The sequence below is a fragment of the Histidinibacterium lentulum genome (assembly GCF_003789055.1).
GTDB lineage: Bacteria > Pseudomonadota > Alphaproteobacteria > Rhodobacterales > Rhodobacteraceae > Oceanicola > Oceanicola lentulus.
Map to the genome: position 1 here is coordinate 11,715 of NZ_ML119090.1, position 19,934 is coordinate 31,648.

Below are 19,934 nucleotides of genomic sequence, written 5' to 3' on the forward strand. Positions count from 1 at the left end.
CCGGGACGTCCGGCCAGCCGTGGCCCCGGGGCTGCAGACGCCGGCCGGAACGCTTCCGGACCGCTCCATGACTTGAATTCGCTCCGGTTTCGGGCAAGACAGACGTGCCTTGTCCAGCAACAAGTCCTGGGGGGATGAGTTGCGGAGCGTCAGTGCGGCGATGATCGAGCTATTCCTTACAGGCGACCAGCTGGGCACCTACTCCAGCGTCTCGAGCAGCGGCAACAGCAACGGGATCAGCGTCACGCTCGCGGGGGTGCAGCCGCTCGGCACCAGTTCGGATGTGTTCCGCGTGGTCGTCCGGCAGGTGAACGCGGGCCAGACCGAGTTCTCCAACGGCCAGTTCGTCGACATCTATGCCTGGCCGGACAGCACCCCGCCCGGACCGCCGCTCTATTCCAGTCTCAATCCGCAACATGACCAGTTCCAGGGCAGGGCGTCGTCGGCCGAGCATCAGATCTTCACCAGCCCTGCCCGGATCGTCTTCGACGTGAACGGTGTGACCTCCGGGACCATGCAATACGGTCCCGGGCTTCATCCCCCGCGCGAGGAGAAGCTGAGCTTCGAGGCCTTCCCCTCCGATCCTCCGGTCTTTCCCTGTTTCGCGGCGGGCACCCTGATCGAGACCGCGACGGGGCCGCGCCCGGCCGAGGAGATCCGGCGCGGCGACCTGGTGCGGACGCTCGACAACGGGCTTCAGCCGGTGCGCTGGACCGGGCAGCGAAAGGTGCGGGGCACCGGGCCGATGGCCCCGGTGCAGATCGAGGCGGGCGCGCTGGGGAACCGGCGGCGGCTGGTCGTGTCGCCCCAGCACCGCATGCTGCTGGAGGACTGGCGCGCCGAGATGCATTTCGGTCAGCAGCAGGTCTTTGCGGCGGCGATCCACCTGGTGAACGGCACGTCCATCCGGCAGGTGCCGGTGCCCTGGGTCACCTATGTCCATTTCGCCTTCGACCGGCACGAGGTGATCTGGTCGGAAGGCTGTCTCAGCGAAAGCCTGCACCTCGGGTCCGTCGCCCTGGGCGCGGTGGGCAGCGACGCGCTGGCCGAACTCAGGACCCTGTTTCCGGAACTGACCGGCGCTGTCCCGGCCGGCGTCACCGCGCGCCCCTGTCTCAGACGCTGGGAGGCGGCGCTCACCACCCTTCTCGCCGGGCCCTGCGCCACGTCCTGACCCGCCGGCCGGGCGTCCGTCGCGCGGAAGCGATCCCCGGTGCGTCCTCTCGGGACGGGTCACGAAATCGTTGCGGGGATCGGCGCAGCGGGAGGTCGTGAGGTTCGTGTCATCGCCGCGGCCCGCCTGCGGCCCCAGGCGGTGCGCGGATGGCGACGCAGGGTGCAGCACTGCACAAGAGGGGCAGCCTGTCTGCCCTGCGCATCTGTCAAGGTCTGCCAACCCTCACAAATCACGAGATTTCTTGTGATGGCCCCCGGACTTTCCGAAGCGGGAAGGCCGCGCCACCTGTCCTCCACCGGACGGCAGCACACCGCAGCATGCCGGCAACGACAGCAACCAACAGATCTCGAAAGGACCATCACATGACCCGTACCATCGCACTCGCCGTCGCAGCCCTTCTCGGCACCGCGACCCTCGCCTCCGCCACGAGCACCTTCGGCATCGTCGAGCGCCAGGGCTCCAGCGCCAACATCGAGCTCGGTCTCGTGCGCTCCGAAGCGCCCGCCACGGTCGAGATCTTCTCCGGCGATCGCCTCCTCGGCTCCACGACGGTCCGCGCGGGCGCGAACGACAACGTCCGCGTGAACGTGGGCCGCCCGCCGGTCTCCAACCTGACCGCCGTGCTCAGCGCCGATGGCGAGGTGCTGGCCACGACGGTCATCGACGTCGACCGGAACGACCGCTGAGCGGTCCGGCAATTCCGGGCGGCGCCCCGTGCGCGGCCCGGAGGCAGACGGCGTCCGCCCCCCGCGCGGGGCGGACGCCACGGCGCAGGTCGGTCCGCCGCGACGTCGCTGTGGACAGACTGGCGGCGGCGGCACGGTCTTCCCGGCGAATCGAGGCGCCCGGATCGCGACAGTCAGGGCTACCAACCGGTGATTGTTCCTCTCCGGTGAGGCGATTCCCGGCCCGCGCGCAGCAGGCGCGCCGCACCCGTTCGAGGACGCCAAATTGGGCAGCACTGTTGCCCTGTTCTGAACGACCCCCAACAAAACAACGAATTTCAATATGAAGAGGCAACGGATTCACCCTCCGGTTGCGTGGAGGAGCGCGTATCTTCCGTCAGGTCATCATGTCCGGAATGCGGCGAGAAGGCGGCAAAATTGCATGAAAAATTGCGCACGCTCAGTGTGTATGACAAAAAGTTAACGAACGATTAACGCAGGAACCTGCTGACGCTCGTAAGGTTAGACATGCATCCGACAGACCTAGACCACAGGCAACGCCGGACGACTGCAAGCAGGCAAGGAGAGACCCGCATCCAGTATGCCGGCCTTCCGAAACGGATGTTCGACATCCTCTTCGTGCTGCTCGTGGCCCCGTTCGTGCTCCCGGTGGTCGGACTGCTCGCACTTCTCGTGCGGCTCGACGGCGGACCGGCCTTCTACACGCAGGACCGGGTGGGGTTCGGCGGCCGGCGGTTCAAGATGTACAAGCTGCGCACCATGGTGCCCGATGCCGAAGCCCGGCTGGCCGAGCATCTGGCCCGGGACTGGCGCGCGGCAGCGGAATGGGACCTGACGCAGAAGCTGTCCGACGATCCCCGCATCACGCGGATCGGCGCAGTACTGCGATGCACCAGCCTCGACGAACTTCCTCAGTTTTTCAACGTCCTGGTGGGCGACATGAGCATCGTCGGCCCGCGTCCCTTCACGTTGGCGCAGGAGGCCACCTACCGGGCGACGGGCGGCACCGCCTATTTCGGATTGAGGCCTGGCCTGACAGGACCCTGGCAGGTCTCCGACAGGCACCGGTCCCGCTTCATCGATCGCAAGGCCCATGACGACGCCTATGCCGAGACGCAGTCCCTCTCGGTCGATCTGCGCCTGATCGCGCGCACGGTCACCACAATGATCTCCCGTTCGGGGCGATGACGGGGCCCGCTGCATCGAAGCTCTCGTCCGGATCGTCCTGAACGCGGCAGTCGTTCTGCCGCGCGGTCCGGAGCAGGGTCGAGGCCGCGACCGAAAGGACGAAGCCGACGGACCCGCAGAGAACGTAGAGCAGGATCGCCGCGAGAAGCCCGAATGCCAGCCAGCCGACAATTGCTCCGAGGATCGCACAAACCAGTCCGACAAGAATGGACGGGAATGCTTTCATCGGAACTCCACCCAAGAGGTGCCGCAATGTACGGTGCGGCGCGTCTCCCTATCCCATACCAAGATCGTGACATGGATTCGCGGCAGAAAAATGACATTGGGCGGGAAATTGCGACTCGGCCGTGCTCAGACGGCACCAGTCCCGATCCTCCCGGCCATCCGGGCGGCGACCTTGTCCCAGTCGTAGCGGTCCTCGGCGCGCGCCCGGCTGGCGGCGCCGTAGCGCGCGGCGCGCGCCGGATCGTCGAGGATGGCGCAGAGGGCGCGTGCGAGGCCCGGCACGTCGCCCGGCGCCACGAGTGCGCCGTTCACGCCCGGTTCGACCATGTCGGGCACTGCTCCCACCTCCGTGGCGACGATCGGCAGGCCGTGCCACATCGCCTCCACGAAGACGATCCCGAAGGGTTCGCGCAGCGTGGGCAGGCAGAAGATCCCGGCCCCGGCGAACCGGCGCGGCATCTCCCCGAGCGGCACCCGCCCCGCCACCTCGCAGTTCGGCAGGCCGCCCGTGTCCGGCGTGCAGCCGACGATGGACAGCCGCGCGTCCGGATGCCGCTCGAGCACGAGGCGGAAGGCCTGCAGAAGGGCCGGTCCGCCTTTCCTCTCCCAGTCGATGCCGGCAAAGAGGATGGTATTGCGTTGCCGGGGCGCCGCGACATCGGCGGGCGCCGGCGGGACGGGCGCGTTGCTTCCGGCATGGACGCAAAGGACCTTGTCGGCGGGGAGGCCGTAGTCCTCGACCAGAGACCGGGCGACGTTGCTGCTGCGCACGAAGACCGTCCGGGCCCGGGGGTAGATCAGCCGCTCGCATTCCCTCCAGCCCGCGGAGTAGAGCGCGGCCTCTCCGGCGGCGCCGTAACGGCGGTTCTCGAGGTGGGTGTGGTCGGTATAGATGAAATGCGGCAGCCCCGGCACGCTCGCATCGAAGAGGGACTGCATCTGGAACGTGGCATCGAAGCCCCGCTCCCGCGCGACCCGCGCCGCCATCCGCTTCACCCAGCGAAAGAGCCAGGGTGTGCGGACCGCCGCGTGTTTCAGGGACTTGCGCCCGGCGAGAAGGTCCGGCGCATAGCTCGCGGCGGCGACGGCGCCGGCCATGCCGTAGGCCAGCGGCGCGCGCCGCAGGCGGGGAACGACCTCGACCGCCTCGATCTCGCAATCCGGCAGCGCCCGACGCAGGGCCTCGAGCGTCCGGGCATTGGCCGGGGGCGCCGGAGGGGAGGCCGTCAGCGTGAAGAACCCGATCCTGCGCACCGGCCTTTGCTCCTGCCCGTTCCTTCCGGTGCGCGCCGCACCGTCCGGAGCACCCTGCCCGACCTGCGGCCCGTTTGCCAGCGGATGACGGCCAAGCCCCTCTTCCGGCACCGGAAATCGGCAGGCCCCGGAGCATGAGCCGGGCGCTTCTCACCGCGCCGCGCCGGCTGATCCTGCGATCGGGCGGATGGCTCATCGCCAAGCAGATCGCAAGCCTCGCCAACGGCCTGCTGATCGCGGTCTTCGTCGCGCGGCATCTCGGCCCCGAGGGCTATGGCGTGCTCAGCTACGCCCTGTCGCTCGTGGCCGTGGTGGCGCCGCTGACGACGCTGGGGATGCGCAACCTGTCCCTGCGCGAGTACAAGATGCACCCCGACGAGGCGCACACGATCCTCGGAACGGTCACCGCGATCCGCTTTGCCGGGGCCGCGGTCACGGTCCTGATCGTCTATGCCGTGGCGCGGGCCTATCCGATCCCGCACGAGAACATCGCGATCCTCTGCGCCATCCTCGCGGGTGCGGCGCTGGTGAAATCCATCGACACGATCCAGGAGTATTTCATCGCGCAGCAGGACCCGAAGCCCTTCGTGGTCTTTTCCGTCGCGGTCATGTCGGTCTTCGCCTGCGTGAAGATCGGGCTGATCCTCATGGGCTCCGGCGTCGACGCCTTCATCCTCGCCCAGGCCGCGCAGGGGGCTGTGTCCGGTCTCGGCGCGCTGATGGCCTATCGCCGCCGGACCCGGGGCCTGCCCGGTCCGCGGATCGAGACGGCGCGGGCGTGGCGCTACCTCAGGCAGGGCTTTCCGCTGATGCTGGGGGCTCTTTCCGCGGTGATCTACCTGAAATCCGACATCCTGATGCTGTCGTACATGGCCGGGCAGGAAACCACGGGCATCTACGCCGTGGCCGCGCGTCTGGCGGAGGCGTGGTACGTCCTGCCCACCGCCATGGCCACCGCCCTCTTTCCGCGCATGGTGGACCTGCGCGACAGCGCGCCCGAGCGCTATGCCCTGAGGGTGCAGGACGCGCTCGACAGCTTCGCCGCCTTCGGCACGCTGATCGCGGCAAGCTCCCTGTTCTGGGCCGGGCCGGCCGTGGCGTTCCTCTTCGGCGCGGACTACGCCGCCTCGACCACCGTGCTGCAGATCTATGCCTGGGTCGGCATCGTCTTCGCCACGCGGGCGCTGATCCACCGCTGGCTGCTGGTGGAGGGCATCTTCTGGGCCTCGGCGATGATCCACGCGACGGGCGCGGTGGCGAACGTGGCGCTGAACCTGGTGCTGATCCCGCGCTTCGGCGCGGAGGGGGCGGCGGTGGCGACGGTCATCTCCTACACCCTCGCGCCGATCCTGCTGGCGCCGGTCGTGCCGGCGCTGAGAGAGCCCGCGAGGATGCAGCTGAAGGCCATCGCCTGGCCCCGGCGCATCGCGGATCTGCGGCCGCGCGGACGTCCCGCGGCGCCGGGGGAGTGAGCCCGTGGGACCGCTGCTGAACCGCCGCCGCAAGCAGGCGCTGCGCCTTGTCCTCGAGCCGGTGCTGCCTCTGCTCGGGCCGTCCGGACGCCGCCGGGCCGAGGCGCAGGTCAACCCGAGGGGAAACCGCTACATTCCGCCCGCCCTGGGCGTCCGGGGATTCTTCGAGGCCCTGAAGGACGCGGGCACGCCCCATGTGGTGCTGCGCTGGTTCGAGGACCTGCCCCGCGTGGGCCGGGGCCACGACGTGGACATCCTCGTGTCGGACGAGGGGATGGCGACGATCGAGGCGCTGCTGTCGACATGGCCGCGCGGGCAGAAGATCGACGTCTTTTCCGTGACGGGCGCCAATGGCGGCGGGTTCCGGCCCGATCTGCTGTCCGGAGGCGTGCCCGGCTTTCCCCCGTCCAGGGCCGCCGAGATCCTGGCCACCAGGATCCGGGACCCCGGCCCGTGGTCGGTGCCCGCCCCGCGCCAGCATCTTCTCGGCCTCGCCTATCACGCGGTGTATCTCAAGGGCTACCAGTCCGGCCTCGCCCCGGATGGAGGGACACCGCCGCGGCAGGAGGGCTCGCGGGATTATGCCGCCGTGCTGCGCGGGCTCGCGCCCGGCGCGGGGGTCGCGTTGCCCGGGGAGATCAGCCTCGACAGTCTCGACCGCTGGCTGGGGGACCACGGCTGGCGCCCGGACCCCGCCCATCTCGAGGCGCTGAAGCCCTTCAACCGCTGGCTGGCGGAGCACCGATGAGGGGGCTTTGCGTGGTCGCCCTCGGGGATCCGGACGCGGCGCTGGCCGGGGAGGTCACGGCCGCCCTCGCGGCGCGGGGGTTCGAGGTTTTCGGGACGTGCTCCCTCGACCGGCTCCCCGATCCACCGTTCCCTACCGGCCAAGCCCTCGTCGCCTTCAACCCTCTCCTTGAAAGCGAGACCACGCCCGCCGCGGCCTTCGCCAGCCCGGAGCTCGCACGCGCAGCGCATCTCGTCTCGACGCTTCCCGCGACCCCGCGCCTGCGCATCACCCGGAGCGAGGCCGAGGCGGAGCGGATCGCCCGCAGCCTCCTTGGACCCGAGGGCATGGCGGAACTCGACGCGGCGCTTGCCGCCGCCCGCGCCGGAATGGCGACGGACCGGACCGTTCTCGCGGACCTCAGCCGGTTCAAGTACCGCGCCAAGGTCGAGCGCGTGGCCCATGGCGGGGGGACCGCGATCCTCAAGACCTTCCGGCCCGCCGCGCGCGACGCCCTCGCGCGGGAGGCGCACTTCGTCGAGCACATGGCACGGCTGAGCGCGGTGCCGCCCCGGCTCCTCGCCCGTGACGACCGCTCTCTCCTCTTCGAGGACATCCCCGACGCCTTGCGCCGGCCCCGCATCCTGGGCCTGCGCCTGCCCCTGCCGCTGCCTCTCGCGCATGTGCGCACGCTGGCCGAGTTCGTCCGGCTCTGCTGCGCCGAGGGCTTCGACGCCATCGACCTGACGCCCCGCGACAACGTCCTCATCGACGCGCGGACGGGTCGCCTACGGGCCATCGACTTCGAATTCGCCGCCCGCCGCGAGGGTCCCGTGCCCCCCGAGAGGAGCTATGTCCTGTCCGGCGTGCCGAGGGATGCCCCCGTCGCCCTCCCACTGCTCAATGCCATGGACGAGGACCCCTACCCGTCGAAATGGCGGCCCTACACGGGGCTCCCGAAAGCGAGCTTCCTCGGCGATCCGCCGTGGCTCCAGCGGCTGAAGCGCGCGACCCTGCACCCCTTCTGGCTGATCGGATTCGCGGCGGGCGCGGCGCTCCGCCGGCGCCGCCACGGGAGGGACCGGGCGGCGAGCCTCGCCCGCGTCGCGTGGCGCCCCGCCGCCGGGTCAGACGCCCCGCGGGAGGCGGGCGCGGAGCGCCGCGAGCAGTCGTAGCGTCCACGCGGCGCCCCGGTCCCGGACCGAGACGGCGGGCCGCAGCACTTCGCGCGCCAGCCGCATCCGCAGGGGCGAGCCCCCGATGAAGACCGTCGCAGGCATCCCCGTGAGCCGCGTCAGACCGGCCTGCGTCGCCGGGTCCGAGAGCGTGGCCGCCAGGTCCTGCGGCGCACCGAGGCACCGGGGCCGATCGAAGCCCGTCAGCCGCAGCGCGGTCCCCTCCCGGTCGACGAGAAGGGCCTGGCCCGGGTCCCAGCGTCCGAGCACGACCCCCGCCCGCGCGGCCTCGGACAGGAGCGCCCGCAACCGAAGGGTCAGGGCGAGGGGCAAGGGTGCCGCAAGGCTGCCCGCCGGCGCGAAGTCCGGGCCCGGATCGGCAAGGTCGATCCAGCCCTCGCCCGCGGCCAGAATCGGGCACAGGTCGGGATGCGCCCCGAGGAGGCGCTGCGCCTCGATCGCATCCTTCGCATGATGCGCCAGATGCGGCCGGAACACGCGCCGCAGCCCCCCGTCGCGACGCAGGCAGGCCGCCGTCAGGTTGCGCCCCGCGAGGGGCTCCGCCGCCAGTGCGCCAGTCGCCTGCCGCAGAGCCTTGCGCCGGTCGGCCACGCGCGCCTTCAGCGCCTCGAGCCCGGAGGATGTCAGCAGCGCCTCCGCGACGCGGAGCGCCTCCGGCGCATGGTCGGAGGAGTGGAGCGGGTTGAAGCTCTGCGCGAGGCCTTCCGCCGCCTCGACCCTGTCGCGCATGGCGAACTTGACCTCGAGCGTCCGCGCGTTGTCGAGAAGCGGATGGAGCCTCTTCGTGGCCGCTCCGGGCGGCACGGGAAAGGCGTCGAAGGCGAAGATCATGTGCCGGGGCGGCCCACCGTTGACCCGGAACGGTCCCGATCCCCAGTTCCCGCCCCGGGTCGATTTGCGCATGCGCTCGGAGGCCGCGTCGTCGAGCGCCACCTCGGCGAGCGTCTCGAACCCGAGATCCGCGAGCACCTCGAGAAGCTGCGGCAGGACCCCCCGCTCCAGCGCGCGCGCCCGCACGAAGAACGCGGTGAGGCCCGGTTCGGCCCAGGGTCCCGTCGCCTCCGATTCCAGCAGCGTGTCGCGCAGCCACGGATCGGCCAGTGCGAGCCGTTCCAGCATGTCGAGCGGCGGGCGCCATCCGGCCGCGGCGAGATCGCGGCAGACGTCGGCCCGGCGCGCGCCCTCGGCCTCGTCCTCCGTCGCCGTCCCTCCGGCCAGCCGCGAGGGGGAGCGGAAGAAGGCGGTGACATAGGCCGCGAGCAAGGCCCGATCCTCCGGCGGCAGGCCGCCACCGGCCCGGGCCCGCCCCAGCAGGGTCTCCGCCAGGTCCACCGGCATGATCGACAGCGTGATCGCCTCGAAGGGCGCCGCGTCCAGCCGGAACGACCCGCCTTTCGATCCGGTCGGCGTGTAGAGCGCGACCCCTGTCCTCTGAAGCCCCCGAACGGCCTTGCGAACCCGCCCGGCCTCGTGCGGCTCCACGAGCAGCGCCAGCCGGCGCTCCTCCGCGCCGTCCACGGCCGCGAGGACCAATGCGTCGACGCCGCCGAGGCGGACGAGATCGCCGGTCGCCGTGCCGTCCGCGGACGGCGGGACCGATCCGGCACGGCCGCGCGCAGCGTCAGACACCGAGCACCTCCGCATAGGCTGCGATCACCGCATCGGGCCGGAAGTCCTGCACGCGCCGCCTCGCCCGGCCGGACAGGTCGCGCCGCCTGTCCGCATCGCCCAGCCCGTCGATGGCTGCCGAGAGCGCGGCCACGTCGTCCACCGGCACGAGGAGCCCCGCCTCCGCCGCGCCCTCGGGCGCCAGGATCTCGCGCGGGCCCGACCGGCAGTCGGTGGCGATGACCGGGAGGCCCAGCGCCATCGCCTCCACCATCGCGTTCGGAAATCCTTCGCTCCGGGAGGCCGAGACCCAGGCCTCGGCCCGCGCGACCACCGCGTGGGGGTTCTGCAGATAGCCCGGCAGGTGCACCCGGTCGGAGATCCCCAGGTCCCTCGCGAGCGCCATGAGACGTCCGCGCTCCGGCCCGTCCCCCAGCATCAGGAGCGCCCCTGGAAACCCCGACGCGGCGAAGGCGCGCAGCAGGATCTCCCCGCCCTTGTTCGGCACCAGCCGCCCGACACTGACGAGGAACCGGTCGGGCAGTCGGATCGCCGGCGCCTCCGCGGCCCGCGCCTCCAGCACGCCGGTCTCCACCGGGTTCGGGATCACCCGCAGCCGCGCCTCCGTCACGCCATAGGCCCGGCGCAATTCCCGGGCGACGCCCCGGGACACCGCCACCACGGCATCGGCGCGGGGGTAGAGCCGCGCCACCACGGCCCGCAGGACCCTGCCGCGCGGCCCCGCGCCCAGATGCGTCGTGGTGTTGACCCGTTCGCTCACGACACAGGTCGCGCCCGCCCTGCGGCAGGCGAGGATCGCCGCGCAGTTGGCGCGGGTCAGAAAGGACAGCACCACGTCGGGCCGCCACTCGGCGACCAGCCGCCGCGTCTCGCGGATGCTGCGCCGGAACGAGCCCCGGCAGTCGAGCCGCACCAGGTCCACCCCTTCCGGGAGGGGCCAGGCCGCCGGCAGATCGTCGAGCATGGCCAGCCGGACCTGCCCTGGGGGCAGCATCCCGGTCAGGCCCGCGGCGATCTGCGCCATGACCTTCTCCGCGCCGCCGCCCTCCAGCGAATTGATCAGCAGCAGCACCCGCCGCCCCTTCCCGTCAGACATCCGGCGCGGACCTTTCGGTCCCGGCGAGCCGGACCCTGCCGCCGGGCAGGGCGTCGAGCAGTGTCAGTGTGCGTCGCGCGATCACGTCCCAGTCGTACAGGGCCGGATCGAAGCCCTGCCGCACCCGGTGCCGCGCCGGATCGCCCCGCAGTCCTTTGGCCCAGTCCTCGACCGACCCCGGCTTCAGGTAGTGGCGATCCTCGAGACCGAGGTTCCGGTTCGGCTCGATGTCGCTCAGGAGGACCGGCGCGCCGGCCTTCAGCGCCTCGAGGGCGGCGATCGAGAGGCCCTCGTGCAGCGAGGGCAGCACGAAGAGCGCGGCCCGCCGATTCAGCGCGAAGATCGTGTCCCGGTCGAGCCGCCCCGCCAGTTCCACGCCATGCCCGGCCATGGCCATGATCCGGCGCGAATAGCCGCTCTGGTGGTCCGCCTCTCCGACGAGAAGCAGTTTCATCGGCGACGTGCCTCGCGCCCCGCCGGACGCCCGGAAGGCGTCGATGAGCGTGTCCTGACCCTTTTCCGGTTCGATCCGGCCGACCTGGATGACGAATTGCCCGGGCCGCAGTCCGTGCCGCGCCATCACCGCCTCTGCATCCCCGGCCGTCGCGGGCTCGGAGACCCCGTTGGGCAGATGGACGATCCGGTCGGCGCGGCCGGGCGCCCGGGCCTTCAGCCGCGCCGCCGTGCCCGCCGACACGGTGATGATCCGGTGCGAGAGGCGCAGGGCCAGCGCCTCGCCGAGGCGCAGGATGAGCCGGGCGGGGAGCTTCCATTTCGCGCGGGCGTAATCCTCGCCGTGATGGGTGAAGAGAACCCCCATCCCGAGCCCCCGCGCCAGCGGCGCCGCCAGCCCCGGTCCGATCCCGTGGAGGTGGACCGCATCCGCCTTCAGCGCGAGGCGCGCGTAGAGGACGGCCCAGAGCGAATGGACCAGCGCCTCGGTCCCCCTGCCGGAGGGCGCGGCGAGCGGGATCTGCCGGACGCCCGGCGCGGGATCGGGGGCCGTGGCGTACCGGCGCCGGGACAGGACCGTGAGCGTGAGGTCATCCGACTGCCGCGCCATCCGGGGCAGCAGTTCGGCGCAGTGGGTCTCGATCCCGCCCATGACGTCGGGGATACCGCGCAGACCGACCACGGCGACATGTCGCATCAGGCATCCTTCCCGTCGTCGCTCCGGCGCTCGGGCGGCGGTCCCTCCGGAATCGGGCCCAGGTCGGATAAGCCCCAGAAGCAAATGGACTTTGTCCGCAACGACGCTAATCTTCCACAACCGTCTTCGCAGCCGGCCGAATGACGTCGCGTCCGCTCGAAGGCCGTCCCGCCCGGTTGCCGGCCCGGGCGCAACCAGGGAGCGCATCCATGACGAGGCCCGGCCTCAGCGTCGTCATCCCGACCCGCAACCGCCCGGAGTTCCTCGCGGAGGCGGTCGACAGCGCGTTCCGGCAGACCACGGAGCTGCTCGAGGTGATCGTGGTGGACGACGCGTCGGACGCGGACCCGGGGCCCGCGCTGGCCCGCTTCGGAGACCGCGTGAGGCTCGAGCGGTTGCCGCAGCGGTCCGGCGCCAATGTCGCGCGCAACCGCGGCATCGACCTCGCGCGCGGAGAGATGGTCGGATTTCTCGACGACGACGACCTGTGGCTGCCGCACAAGACCGAACGCCAGCTCGCCGCCATGGCGGAGGGCGGTCACGCGGCCTGTCTCTGCCGCACGGAAAGCAGCACCCGCCGGCGCAGCGCGCGGGAGGTGGATGCGGACTGGCTGCGCCGGTCCACGCCCTGCGGAACCTCGGGCCTCCTGATCCGCCGCGATCTCGTGGCAGACATGCGCTTCGATCCCGCCCTGCCCCGCGCTCAGGACTGGGACCTCTTCGTCCGGCTGGTGCAGCGCGGCACGCTGGGAATGGTGCCCGAACCGCTCTATACCCGGCGGACGGGGCACGAGCGGATCACCACCGCGACGCCGGATCTGACGCCCGACGACCTGCTCGCCCAGGCGGCGGCGTTGCGCAAGCACCGGGACTGGCTGGGGGAGACGGCCTATCGCCAGCGCGTCGCGCGGCTGCTTCTCGCCCATCTGCCACGACGGCGCGGCAAGGCGCGGTTCGTCGCGGCCGCCCTGCGCCACGCCGGACCGCGCGCCGCCCTCGCGGAGCTGGCGTCGAGGCTCAGGCGGCACGGGGGCGCGGCGCCCGAGACGCCGTGAGGTTCCACGCGGTCGCGGTCAGGATCGCCAGCACGATCATCCCCTCGGGCCTGTCGAAGATCGAGGTGCCCGCGGCGGCGAGGAGCAGCGAGGCGAAGCCCGCCGCGGTCATCACCCCGGCCCGCCGCGGCGCCGCGCGGGACGCGGCGACGGCCAGCGCGATCACGAAGCCGAACAGCGCCGCCGCCCCGAGAAGCCCGTGCTGAAAGGCCACGCGCAGGTATTCGTTGTGCGGATGCACGGACATCCGGGGCGCCAGCGTCTCGGCGCCGTGCCCGAGGAGAAGCGGCGCCAGCCGCGCCTCTCCGACGGCCGCGGCATAGCTGGACCAGATGTAGACCCGCGCCGAGAGCACGTTCTTGTCGGCGGCGGTGAAGGTCTCGGGCGGCTTCAGGAAACGGTCCCATTCCACCGCCAGCGTCCCGAGCTCGGCGAAGCGCGCGGTGACGCCGCCGAAGACCCCGGCGGGCAGCATCGCGGGCAGCAGGATCAGCCCGGCGGCGGAGACCGCGAGGACCCCCGGCAGCCGTCGCGCCGCCAGCCCCCGGTCTCCCGAGAGCGCGAAGGCCAGCAGGAGCGGCAGGGCGGCGATGAGCATGGTTCTGTAGTTGGCGAGGACGAGGGCGGCGACCCCCACCGCCACGGCGAGCCAGGCCAGCCGCCGGTCCCGCCAGGGCAGGATCGCCGCGACCCAGAGACCGCCCAGCGCCACGATGGCGAAGACCGACTCGTGCCCGTAGCCGCCGATATAGCTCGCCGATCCGTCCGGTCCGAACTTCGGCATGCCCGCCGCCAGCGACAGAAGCTGCATGGCGAGGGGCAGCGCGAAGACCGCGAGAAGCGCCCGGAGCACCGGTCCGGGACCGTGGAGCGCATAGGCGCGGTTCAGAAGCAGGGCCAGCGCGGCGAAGAGCACCCAGATCGTGACATATCCGGGCAACGACCCGACCGCCCCCGACAGCACCGTCCCCACGACCCCGAGCGCCGCGATGACGTAGATCGGGACCGCCCGGTCCGAGCGATAGACGCTGAGCGGCGTCGCCGCCGCCACGGCAAAGACCGCCAGCAGCGTGGCGAACGCGATCAGCGACTGGCCCGCCACCTCGGTCTGCACCGCCGTCGGACCGAGCGCAGCCAGCGCGAACCGGGTCCAGATCAGCCCGAAGGCGAGACAGGTCAGCCGGTCGTGCCGCATCGGGCCCAGTTGGCGCAGAAGCAGCCAGAGGCTGCCCACGAGAATCGCGGCGGTGCCCGCCTGCCACATCGGCCTAGTCCTGCGCCGCCGCGAGCGCCCGGCGCGGCTGCGGCGGGTGCGGCAGATGGGCCGCCGGCTTCAGCCACCGGCGCGGCACGTTGTTGACGGCGATGGCATCGACCCGCGCCCCGGCGCCGCGCAGCATGGAGACGCCCTGCTGCACGAGGGCCGAGGGCGTCTCGTTCCAGGTGCAGACCATGAGCACCCGGCTCGCCATCTCGCCCATTTCCAGCGCATCCGCCGATCGCAGCACGCTCGGCCCGTTGATCAGGATGACGTCGGTGCTCTTGAGGATGCGGAGCCGGTCGGCGAGATCGCCCGCGGCCTCGGTCGAGCCCATGTTGAGCGCGCGCATCGTGCGCTCGGTATAGTCGAGATAACGGAACGGCATGTCCCGCAGGGCCTTCACGCTGTCGATGGCCGCGAGGTCCTCCGCCTGGCCGTCGATGTTCACCAGCACGGTCGACGCCCCGCCCAGGGCGAAGGTCTCCGCCAGCGCCACGCAGAGACCGGACTTGCCGGGCTCGGCGCGGGCGGAGGTGACGAAGATCACATGGGCCTGCCTGCCCTTGCGCGCCCGAAGCCTGTAGCGCAGCCAGCGGAGGCTCTGCGCCTCGGGCGACTCGGGCCGGGCACGGACCCGCTCCAGCAGCGCGAGCGGCGAGCCGCCCGGCGGCGGCGGCAGCTGCTCGACCTGGTCCACCCCGGTCAGGTCGGCGAGGTCCTCCGCGTCGCGCACGCGCGGGCGGTTGTCGCGCAGCAGCGCGATCAGCAGCAGCGCCAGCGCGCTGGCGCCGAGGCCCGCGATGACCGCGAGCTTCGCCTTCTGCGGCGCGACGGGCGCCACGGGCACGTCGGCCTCGGTGATGATGCGGGCATCGGGGATCTGGAACTGGCTGCGCTCCCGCAGCTCCTTCAGCTGCACGAGAAAGCGGTTGTAGACCTGGCCCGAGGCCTCGGCCTCGCGCTCGAGCTCGGCGAGCCTGAGTTCGGCCTGCTGACGCTCCACCAGATCGCGGCGCAACGCGCGCAGTTCCTCGCCGGAGGCGGCCAGCCGCTGCGAGAGGATGTCCACCCGCACGTCGAGGCCCGACAGCGCCGAGTCCACTTCTGACTCGAGCCGGGCCTGCACATCGTCCCGGACCTCCCGCTGCGCCTCGACGACGGGCAAGTCGCCGAAGCGCGCCTCCCGGTCGGAAAGCTCGGCCTCCGCGGCCATGAGATCCGCATAGACCGCGTTGATCGAGGGAATGTCGAAGCGCGGGACCAGGGACAGGAAGTTGCGCTCCTCGTAGAGCCTGCGCAGCTCGTCCCGCCGGCCGAGCGTGTCCGACAGCTCGGCGTCGAGGCGGGCGATCTGCCGCGTGAGCTCCTCGATCCGCAGCTCGAGATCGGAGACCGCCTCCGCGCCCTCGGACAGCTGCTCGCTGCGGAACGCGGCCACGCGCTCGTCGGCCTCCAGCAGCGCGGCGCGGAGCTGTTCGGTCCGCTCTTCGAGCCAGGTCGTCGCCTCGGTGCCGGAGGCGAACTTCTTCGCGAGTTCCTGCTCGATGTAGGTCGCGGCGACCGCGTCGCTGATCGCAGCGGCAAGGGCCGGGCTGCGCGACTGGCTCCGGACCTCGATGATGGCGCTTTCGCCCAGCACCCGGATCTCGGTGGCGTTGCGCAGCTCCCGGATCACCCCGGCCAGCGGATCGCCCGGCGCGATGCGCAGCACCCCCTCCTCCGGCTCCGCCGGCGAGAGGAGACCGGAGACCGCGTCGCGCAGCGCCGACCGCGCCCGATCCGCGAGTCCGGGCTCACGCAGCGCGGGGTTGAACTCCGACCGCTCCGAGAGGCCGAGCTCCTCGGCCACGGCGCGCAGAACCTCGGTCGATTTCATGACGATCACGGTGCTCTCGGCCTGGGCCGGTGTCACCCGGGGCGCCGCCGCCGCGGCGGGGGCGTCGATCACGGTGGTCGTCGCCGGCTCCAGCAGCACCTGGGTCCGGGCGGAATAGGTCGGCGCGACCGTCGAGAGCGCGGCATAGGCCGCCACGGCGGCAAGACCGCCGCAGAATCCGACCAGCCACTTGTTGGCCCAGGCGAGCGCCAGAAGCGACGGACCGCCGCCGCCGTCCGCAGCGGAGGTCCGCTGCGCGCCGCCGTCCGCCGAGTTGTCCCATCCTTCCGTCACTGCACGTCATCCGATCCATGCCGGGGTCCCGTTCGAGACGCGACCGCGGTGACCCTATGGAATAGTCCTTTCCCGGTTCGATTGCACTATCCCGGCCCTGCCTCCCCCGCCGCCTGACGCTGCGTCCGGATGCCGCGACCGCAAGGGCTCGCGTCCGGCAGGTCGGAAATGACGCCGTGTTATCAACGGGGAGAACCGAGCGCCCCGGCGCCGGTCCCGTCGACGGGGACACGGGAGGGCGGCACCGGCCAGGTAGCGGAGACCGGCGGCGCCCCGGCGCCGGGGCGCGGCCCGCGCGCGGCGCGCCGCCGGACTGCCGGGCAGAGGGCGGGCTCAGCCGCCCGAGGGGCAACCGCGCAGCATGGGGTGGATCTCTCCCGTCCGGCGAGGGTCCTCGGAAAGATAAACGATTTCAGGGTCTTCACCGCGCTCACAGGAGACGCGGTCCGGGGACAGACGCGGCGCGCCGTTGAATTCCGTGTCATGCACCCGGAGCGTGACGGCGTCGCAATCCGCGAACCAGACCAGCGGACCGTCGTCCGGACGGCTGAGGCTCGAGGCCACGAGATCGTGGGGTCCGGAGCGCCAGTACCGGATCGGCCGGTTGCCCGGACCGCTCACCTCGAGCCCCACGAATTGCGAGCGGTCGGCCTTGATGTCGAGCGCGGCATCGGCGTTCCAGTCGCTGATCCGCACCGCATGTCCGTAGAGTTCGCCGGGTGCCGCAAAATCGACCGCGTCGTAGTTGGTTTCTCCGTAGGAGCGCCAGTCCGGCCATTCCGGCGCGATTACAATGTCGTGGAGAAACAGTCGCACCACCGAATCGCCCCAATCCGCGTCGTCGTCCGGCGCCTCGACGCGGATCCCCGCGCCATAGGCGTCGCGCGAGGCCAGGGGGCCGATCCGCAGGCCGCTGAGCGCCACATGTTCGCCATCTTCGCCGCGCCGCACCGTGACCGCGTATTTCGCCTGCGAGATCTCCGCCCCGCGCAGCCAGACCGGCGTCTCGAGACGCTGGCGACCCGTGAGCGTCCCGGCCTCGGGAGGGGGCGCGCCGAAAGTCTCCTCGAGCCAGTCCTCCGCCACCCGGTCCGCGCAGGCGGATGTCTCGGCCGGCGCGCCGGTCGCCTGAAGCGCGACCACGAGCGCCGCCGCCGTGGCCGTCGCACCCCGCCTCGGAGGTCTGCCGGTATCCGCCTGCATGTCTCTGCCTCCTTCGCGTCTCACGGGGGCATCCTGCGGGTTGTTCCCCGCCGCGCAACTCCTCAGGCCGTCATCGGCGACGCGGCGCGCAGAACCGCCGCGACCCCGCGCGCCGGGACCGTGACTGATGAAGGGAGGACCAGAGATGAGAAATGGTGCGGTCGAGAAGACTCGAACTTCCACGGGAGTTACCCCACAGCGACCTCAACGCTGCGCGTCTACCAATTCCGCCACGACCGCACTGTCCTGACTTGGTGGCGGGTCTCTAACCAAGCCATCCGGGAATGTGAAGGGCCAAATTGCGCCTCCTCACGCAGCCGCGCGGCGACGCGATCCGCGCCAGGCCAGCGCCCCCAGCACGGCGAGGCCGAGGCCGAGCGCGACCCAGGCCAGCTGCGGATGGCCGGGAAAGAACACCGCGCTCATCGTCCGCCCGGGAACCAGCGTGAACAGCCCCGCGATGCCCAGCGCGCCAAGGCTCATGCCGCGCATGTGCGCGCGATGATCGTCGATCCGCCCCGCCCGCGCCGCGCGGATCGCCAGCCAGAGACCCCAGAGGACATAGAGGCTCAAAAGGTGGATCGGCCCGAAGTGCCCGACGACGGCAAGCCCGAAGGACGGGATGAAGAGCCCTGTCACCGCGAGCGCCGCCATCGCCGCGACCCAGACCCGCCCCGCGCGCCGGTGCCAGCGGTCCCGCCGCCGCCGCAGGAACTGGACGGGCGTGAGCAGGAGCGCCGCCACCGCCGCGACGATATGCACCTGGATCACCGGAAGGGTTCCGAGAATGGGGTCGGCCGTCATGTCTGCCTCCGCTTGAGCGTGTCGCCGGTTTGCGGGCAGGGTGTCGCAAGGGCGGCCCCCGCCGCTCAACCCGTGATCCGTAAACGAAAGGCGCGTCATCGTGAACGACCCCGCCCCGCAGTCCACGCTTCGCCAATGGCGGTCGCACATGGGCGACCGTCGGGTGCTGGCCGGCCTCGCGGGGGTGGGGGCGATTCTGGGCATCGCCGGCCCCTTCGGCACCGGCGCGTCGATGATCCTGCTGCCGCGCATCCTCTACTGGACCACCGTCGCGGCGGTGACCTGGTCGATCGGCGTTCTCGTCTCGCTGTCCCTCGGGCCGATGCTGGAGCGCCGCGGCACGGGCCTGCCGCTGCGGATCCTGACCCTCGGCCTCGTGACGGGCCTCGCCATCTCGGGGGCGGTCATGGCGATCAACGCGGCCGCCTTCGGAACCCTGCCCTCCGGTCCGGCGGAGCTGGCGGAGTTCGTCCTGACCCTCGTGGCCATCGCCATCCTGGTCACGGCGCTCGGCACCATCCTCGACCGGCAGCCGGAGGGGAGGGAGGCAGGGGCCGAGGACGACAGCCCGCCGGTGCTCGCGCGTCTGCCCGTCGAGAAACGCGGGCGACTCCTCGCCCTTTCCGCCGAGGACCATTATGTCCGGGTCCGCACCGACCGCGGAGACCACATGATCCTGATGCGCCTCGCCGACGCCATCGCGGAGACCGCGCCCGAGCCCGGGCTGCAGGTGCACCGCTCGCACTGGATCGCCCGCGACGCGGTGCACGCCGCCCGCCGCCATGGCGACCGCGCGATCCTGACGCTGGCGACGGGGGAGGAGATCCCCGTGAGCCGGGCCAACGTCCCGCAGCTCCGGACGGAGGGACTCCTGTGACGCTCGAATGGATCACCTCGCCCGGTCTCGTCGATTACGAGGAGGCCGTCGCCCGGATGGAGGCGCGCGCCGCCGCGATCCGGGCCGGCACGGAGCCCGAGGCGATCTGGCTGCTCGAGCATCCGCCGCTCTATACCGCGGGCACCTCCGCCGACCCGCGGGACCTGACCCAGCCCGACCGGTTTCCGGTGCATGTCTCGAAACGGGGCGGGCAGTACACTTACCACGGGCCGGGCCAGCGCGTGGCCTACGTGATGCTGGACGTGGCCGCGCGCGGGCGCGATGTGCGCGCCTTCGTGCGGAGCCTCGAGGGCTGGATCATCGCCACGCTCGCGGAGTTCGGCGTCAGGGGCGAGCGGCGCGAGGGCCGCGTGGGCGTCTGGGTTTCCCGCCACGACAAGCCGCTCACCGCCGCGGGCCTGCCGCCCGAGGACAAGATCGCGGCACTGGGCATCAGGCTCCGCCGCTGGGTGTCCTTTCACGGCCTGTCGATCAACGTGGACCCGGACCTCGGGCATTTCTCCGGCATCGTGCCCTGCGGCATTTCCGAGCACGGGGTCACCAGCCTCGTGGATCTCGGCCTGCCGGTCACGATGGAGGACGTGGACGTGGCGCTGAAACGCACCTTCGCGGACCACGCGCCGCGACCGGCCGTTCCCGCGGACTGACCGCGCCGCGGCGCCGACCATTCGGACAGCGATCTTCGCGAGGATCGTGCCCGCCCGCTCCGGCGGCCTGCCCCTGCGACAGAGCGGCCACTCGAC

18 protein-coding genes and 1 tRNA gene are annotated in these 19,934 nt (G+C 71.7%); 9 read left to right on the plus strand and 10 right to left on the minus strand.

Going from position 1 to position 19,934, the window contains the following annotated elements:
- Positions 1–160: 160 nt before the first annotated feature.
- The 3 genes from EAT49_RS17095 to EAT49_RS17105 all read left to right on the plus strand — a co-directional run bounded on the left by EAT49_RS17095 (position 161) and on the right by EAT49_RS17105 (position 3,051).
- Positions 161–1,174: a Hint domain-containing protein gene (locus tag EAT49_RS17095; protein ID WP_123643524.1), complete on the plus strand. Its 1,014-nt coding sequence runs from the start codon at positions 161–163 to the stop codon at positions 1,172–1,174.
- A 365-nt stretch (positions 1,175–1,539) separates the two neighbouring features.
- On the plus strand, positions 1,540–1,863 hold the full coding sequence (locus tag EAT49_RS17100) for a hypothetical protein (RefSeq protein ID WP_123643525.1): 324 nt from the start codon (positions 1,540–1,542) through the stop codon (positions 1,861–1,863).
- Between the two features lie 507 nt (positions 1,864–2,370).
- On the plus strand, positions 2,371–3,051 hold the full coding sequence (locus EAT49_RS17105) for a sugar transferase (protein ID WP_246003893.1): 681 nt from the start codon (positions 2,371–2,373) through the stop codon (positions 3,049–3,051).
- Here EAT49_RS17105 and EAT49_RS17110 read toward each other — a convergent pair.
- Together EAT49_RS17110 and EAT49_RS17115 are read right to left on the minus strand one after the other, a co-directional pair.
- The gene (locus EAT49_RS17110; RefSeq protein WP_123643526.1) at positions 3,020–3,277 is read right to left on the minus strand and encodes a hypothetical protein; all 258 of its coding nucleotides are present in this window, start codon (positions 3,275–3,277) and stop codon (positions 3,020–3,022) included. The genes EAT49_RS17105 and EAT49_RS17110 overlap by 32 nt on opposite strands.
- A gap of 125 nt (positions 3,278–3,402) precedes the next feature.
- On the minus strand, positions 3,403–4,530 hold the full coding sequence (locus EAT49_RS17115) for a glycosyltransferase family 4 protein (protein WP_123643527.1): 1,128 nt from the start codon (positions 4,528–4,530) through the stop codon (positions 3,403–3,405).
- A gap of 134 nt (positions 4,531–4,664) precedes the next feature.
- Between EAT49_RS17115 and EAT49_RS17120 the strand changes: the two genes are divergently transcribed.
- From EAT49_RS17120 to EAT49_RS17130, 3 genes are read left to right on the plus strand one after another with little or no spacing between them, the layout of a single operon-like run.
- Positions 4,665–6,002, plus strand: a complete 1,338-nt coding sequence (locus tag EAT49_RS17120) for a flippase (RefSeq protein WP_123643528.1) — start codon at positions 4,665–4,667, stop codon at positions 6,000–6,002.
- A gap of 4 nt (positions 6,003–6,006) precedes the next feature.
- Complete coding sequence (locus tag EAT49_RS17125) at positions 6,007–6,750, plus strand: hypothetical protein (protein WP_123643529.1); 744 nt, start codon at positions 6,007–6,009, stop codon at positions 6,748–6,750.
- The gene (locus tag EAT49_RS17130) at positions 6,747–7,904 is read left to right on the plus strand and encodes a hypothetical protein (RefSeq protein ID WP_123643530.1); all 1,158 of its coding nucleotides are present in this window, start codon (positions 6,747–6,749) and stop codon (positions 7,902–7,904) included. Before EAT49_RS17125 ends, EAT49_RS17130 begins: the two co-directional genes overlap by 4 nt.
- On the opposite strand, the gene EAT49_RS17135 is transcribed toward EAT49_RS17130, so the two are convergent.
- The 3 genes from EAT49_RS17135 to EAT49_RS17145 are packed head-to-tail and all read right to left on the minus strand — an operon-like array spanning position 7,857 to position 11,800.
- Entirely contained in the window at positions 7,857–9,554 is a 1,698-nt protein-coding gene (locus EAT49_RS17135; RefSeq protein ID WP_123643531.1) for a hypothetical protein, read from the minus strand. The genes EAT49_RS17130 and EAT49_RS17135 overlap by 48 nt on opposite strands.
- Entirely contained in the window at positions 9,547–10,650 is a 1,104-nt protein-coding gene (locus EAT49_RS17140; protein WP_123643532.1) for a glycosyltransferase, read from the minus strand. Before EAT49_RS17140 ends, EAT49_RS17135 begins: the two co-directional genes overlap by 8 nt.
- A complete protein-coding gene (locus tag EAT49_RS17145; protein ID WP_123643533.1) occupies positions 10,643–11,800 on the minus strand; it encodes a glycosyltransferase family 4 protein in 1,158 nt (385 codons plus the stop codon). Before EAT49_RS17145 ends, EAT49_RS17140 begins: the two co-directional genes overlap by 8 nt.
- A gap of 209 nt (positions 11,801–12,009) precedes the next feature.
- Here EAT49_RS17145 and EAT49_RS17150 point away from each other — a divergent pair, with 209 nt between their 5' ends.
- The gene (locus tag EAT49_RS17150; RefSeq protein WP_123643534.1) at positions 12,010–12,855 is read left to right on the plus strand and encodes a glycosyltransferase family 2 protein; all 846 of its coding nucleotides are present in this window, start codon (positions 12,010–12,012) and stop codon (positions 12,853–12,855) included.
- On the opposite strand, the gene EAT49_RS17155 is transcribed toward EAT49_RS17150, so the two are convergent.
- The 5 genes from EAT49_RS17155 to EAT49_RS17175 form a co-directional block, all read right to left on the minus strand.
- Positions 12,818–14,119: an O-antigen ligase family protein gene (locus EAT49_RS17155; RefSeq protein ID WP_123643535.1), complete on the minus strand. Its 1,302-nt coding sequence runs from the start codon at positions 14,117–14,119 to the stop codon at positions 12,818–12,820. The two genes, EAT49_RS17150 and EAT49_RS17155, sit on opposite strands and share 38 nt — an antisense overlap.
- A gap of 4 nt (positions 14,120–14,123) precedes the next feature.
- Positions 14,124–16,286: a GumC family protein gene (locus tag EAT49_RS17160; RefSeq protein ID WP_123643536.1), complete on the minus strand. Its 2,163-nt coding sequence runs from the start codon at positions 16,284–16,286 to the stop codon at positions 14,124–14,126.
- Between the two features lie 333 nt (positions 16,287–16,619).
- Complete coding sequence (locus tag EAT49_RS17165; protein WP_123643537.1) at positions 16,620–17,489, minus strand: hypothetical protein; 870 nt, start codon at positions 17,487–17,489, stop codon at positions 16,620–16,622.
- A 153-nt stretch (positions 17,490–17,642) separates the two neighbouring features.
- Positions 17,643–17,729, minus strand: a tRNA-Leu gene (locus tag EAT49_RS17170).
- 69 nt (positions 17,730–17,798) lie between these two features.
- A complete protein-coding gene (locus EAT49_RS17175; protein ID WP_123643538.1) occupies positions 17,799–18,293 on the minus strand; it encodes a DUF2306 domain-containing protein in 495 nt (164 codons plus the stop codon).
- 100 nt (positions 18,294–18,393) lie between these two features.
- On the opposite strand from EAT49_RS17175, the gene EAT49_RS17180 reads away from it, so the two are divergent.
- Complete coding sequence (locus tag EAT49_RS17180) at positions 18,394–19,170, plus strand: LytTR family DNA-binding domain-containing protein (protein ID WP_123643539.1); 777 nt, start codon at positions 18,394–18,396, stop codon at positions 19,168–19,170.
- Entirely contained in the window at positions 19,167–19,838 is a 672-nt protein-coding gene (gene lipB / locus EAT49_RS17185) for a lipoyl(octanoyl) transferase LipB (RefSeq protein ID WP_123643540.1), read from the plus strand. The genes EAT49_RS17180 and lipB overlap by 4 nt, the downstream gene beginning before the upstream one ends.
- Positions 19,839–19,934 lie beyond the last annotated feature (96 nt).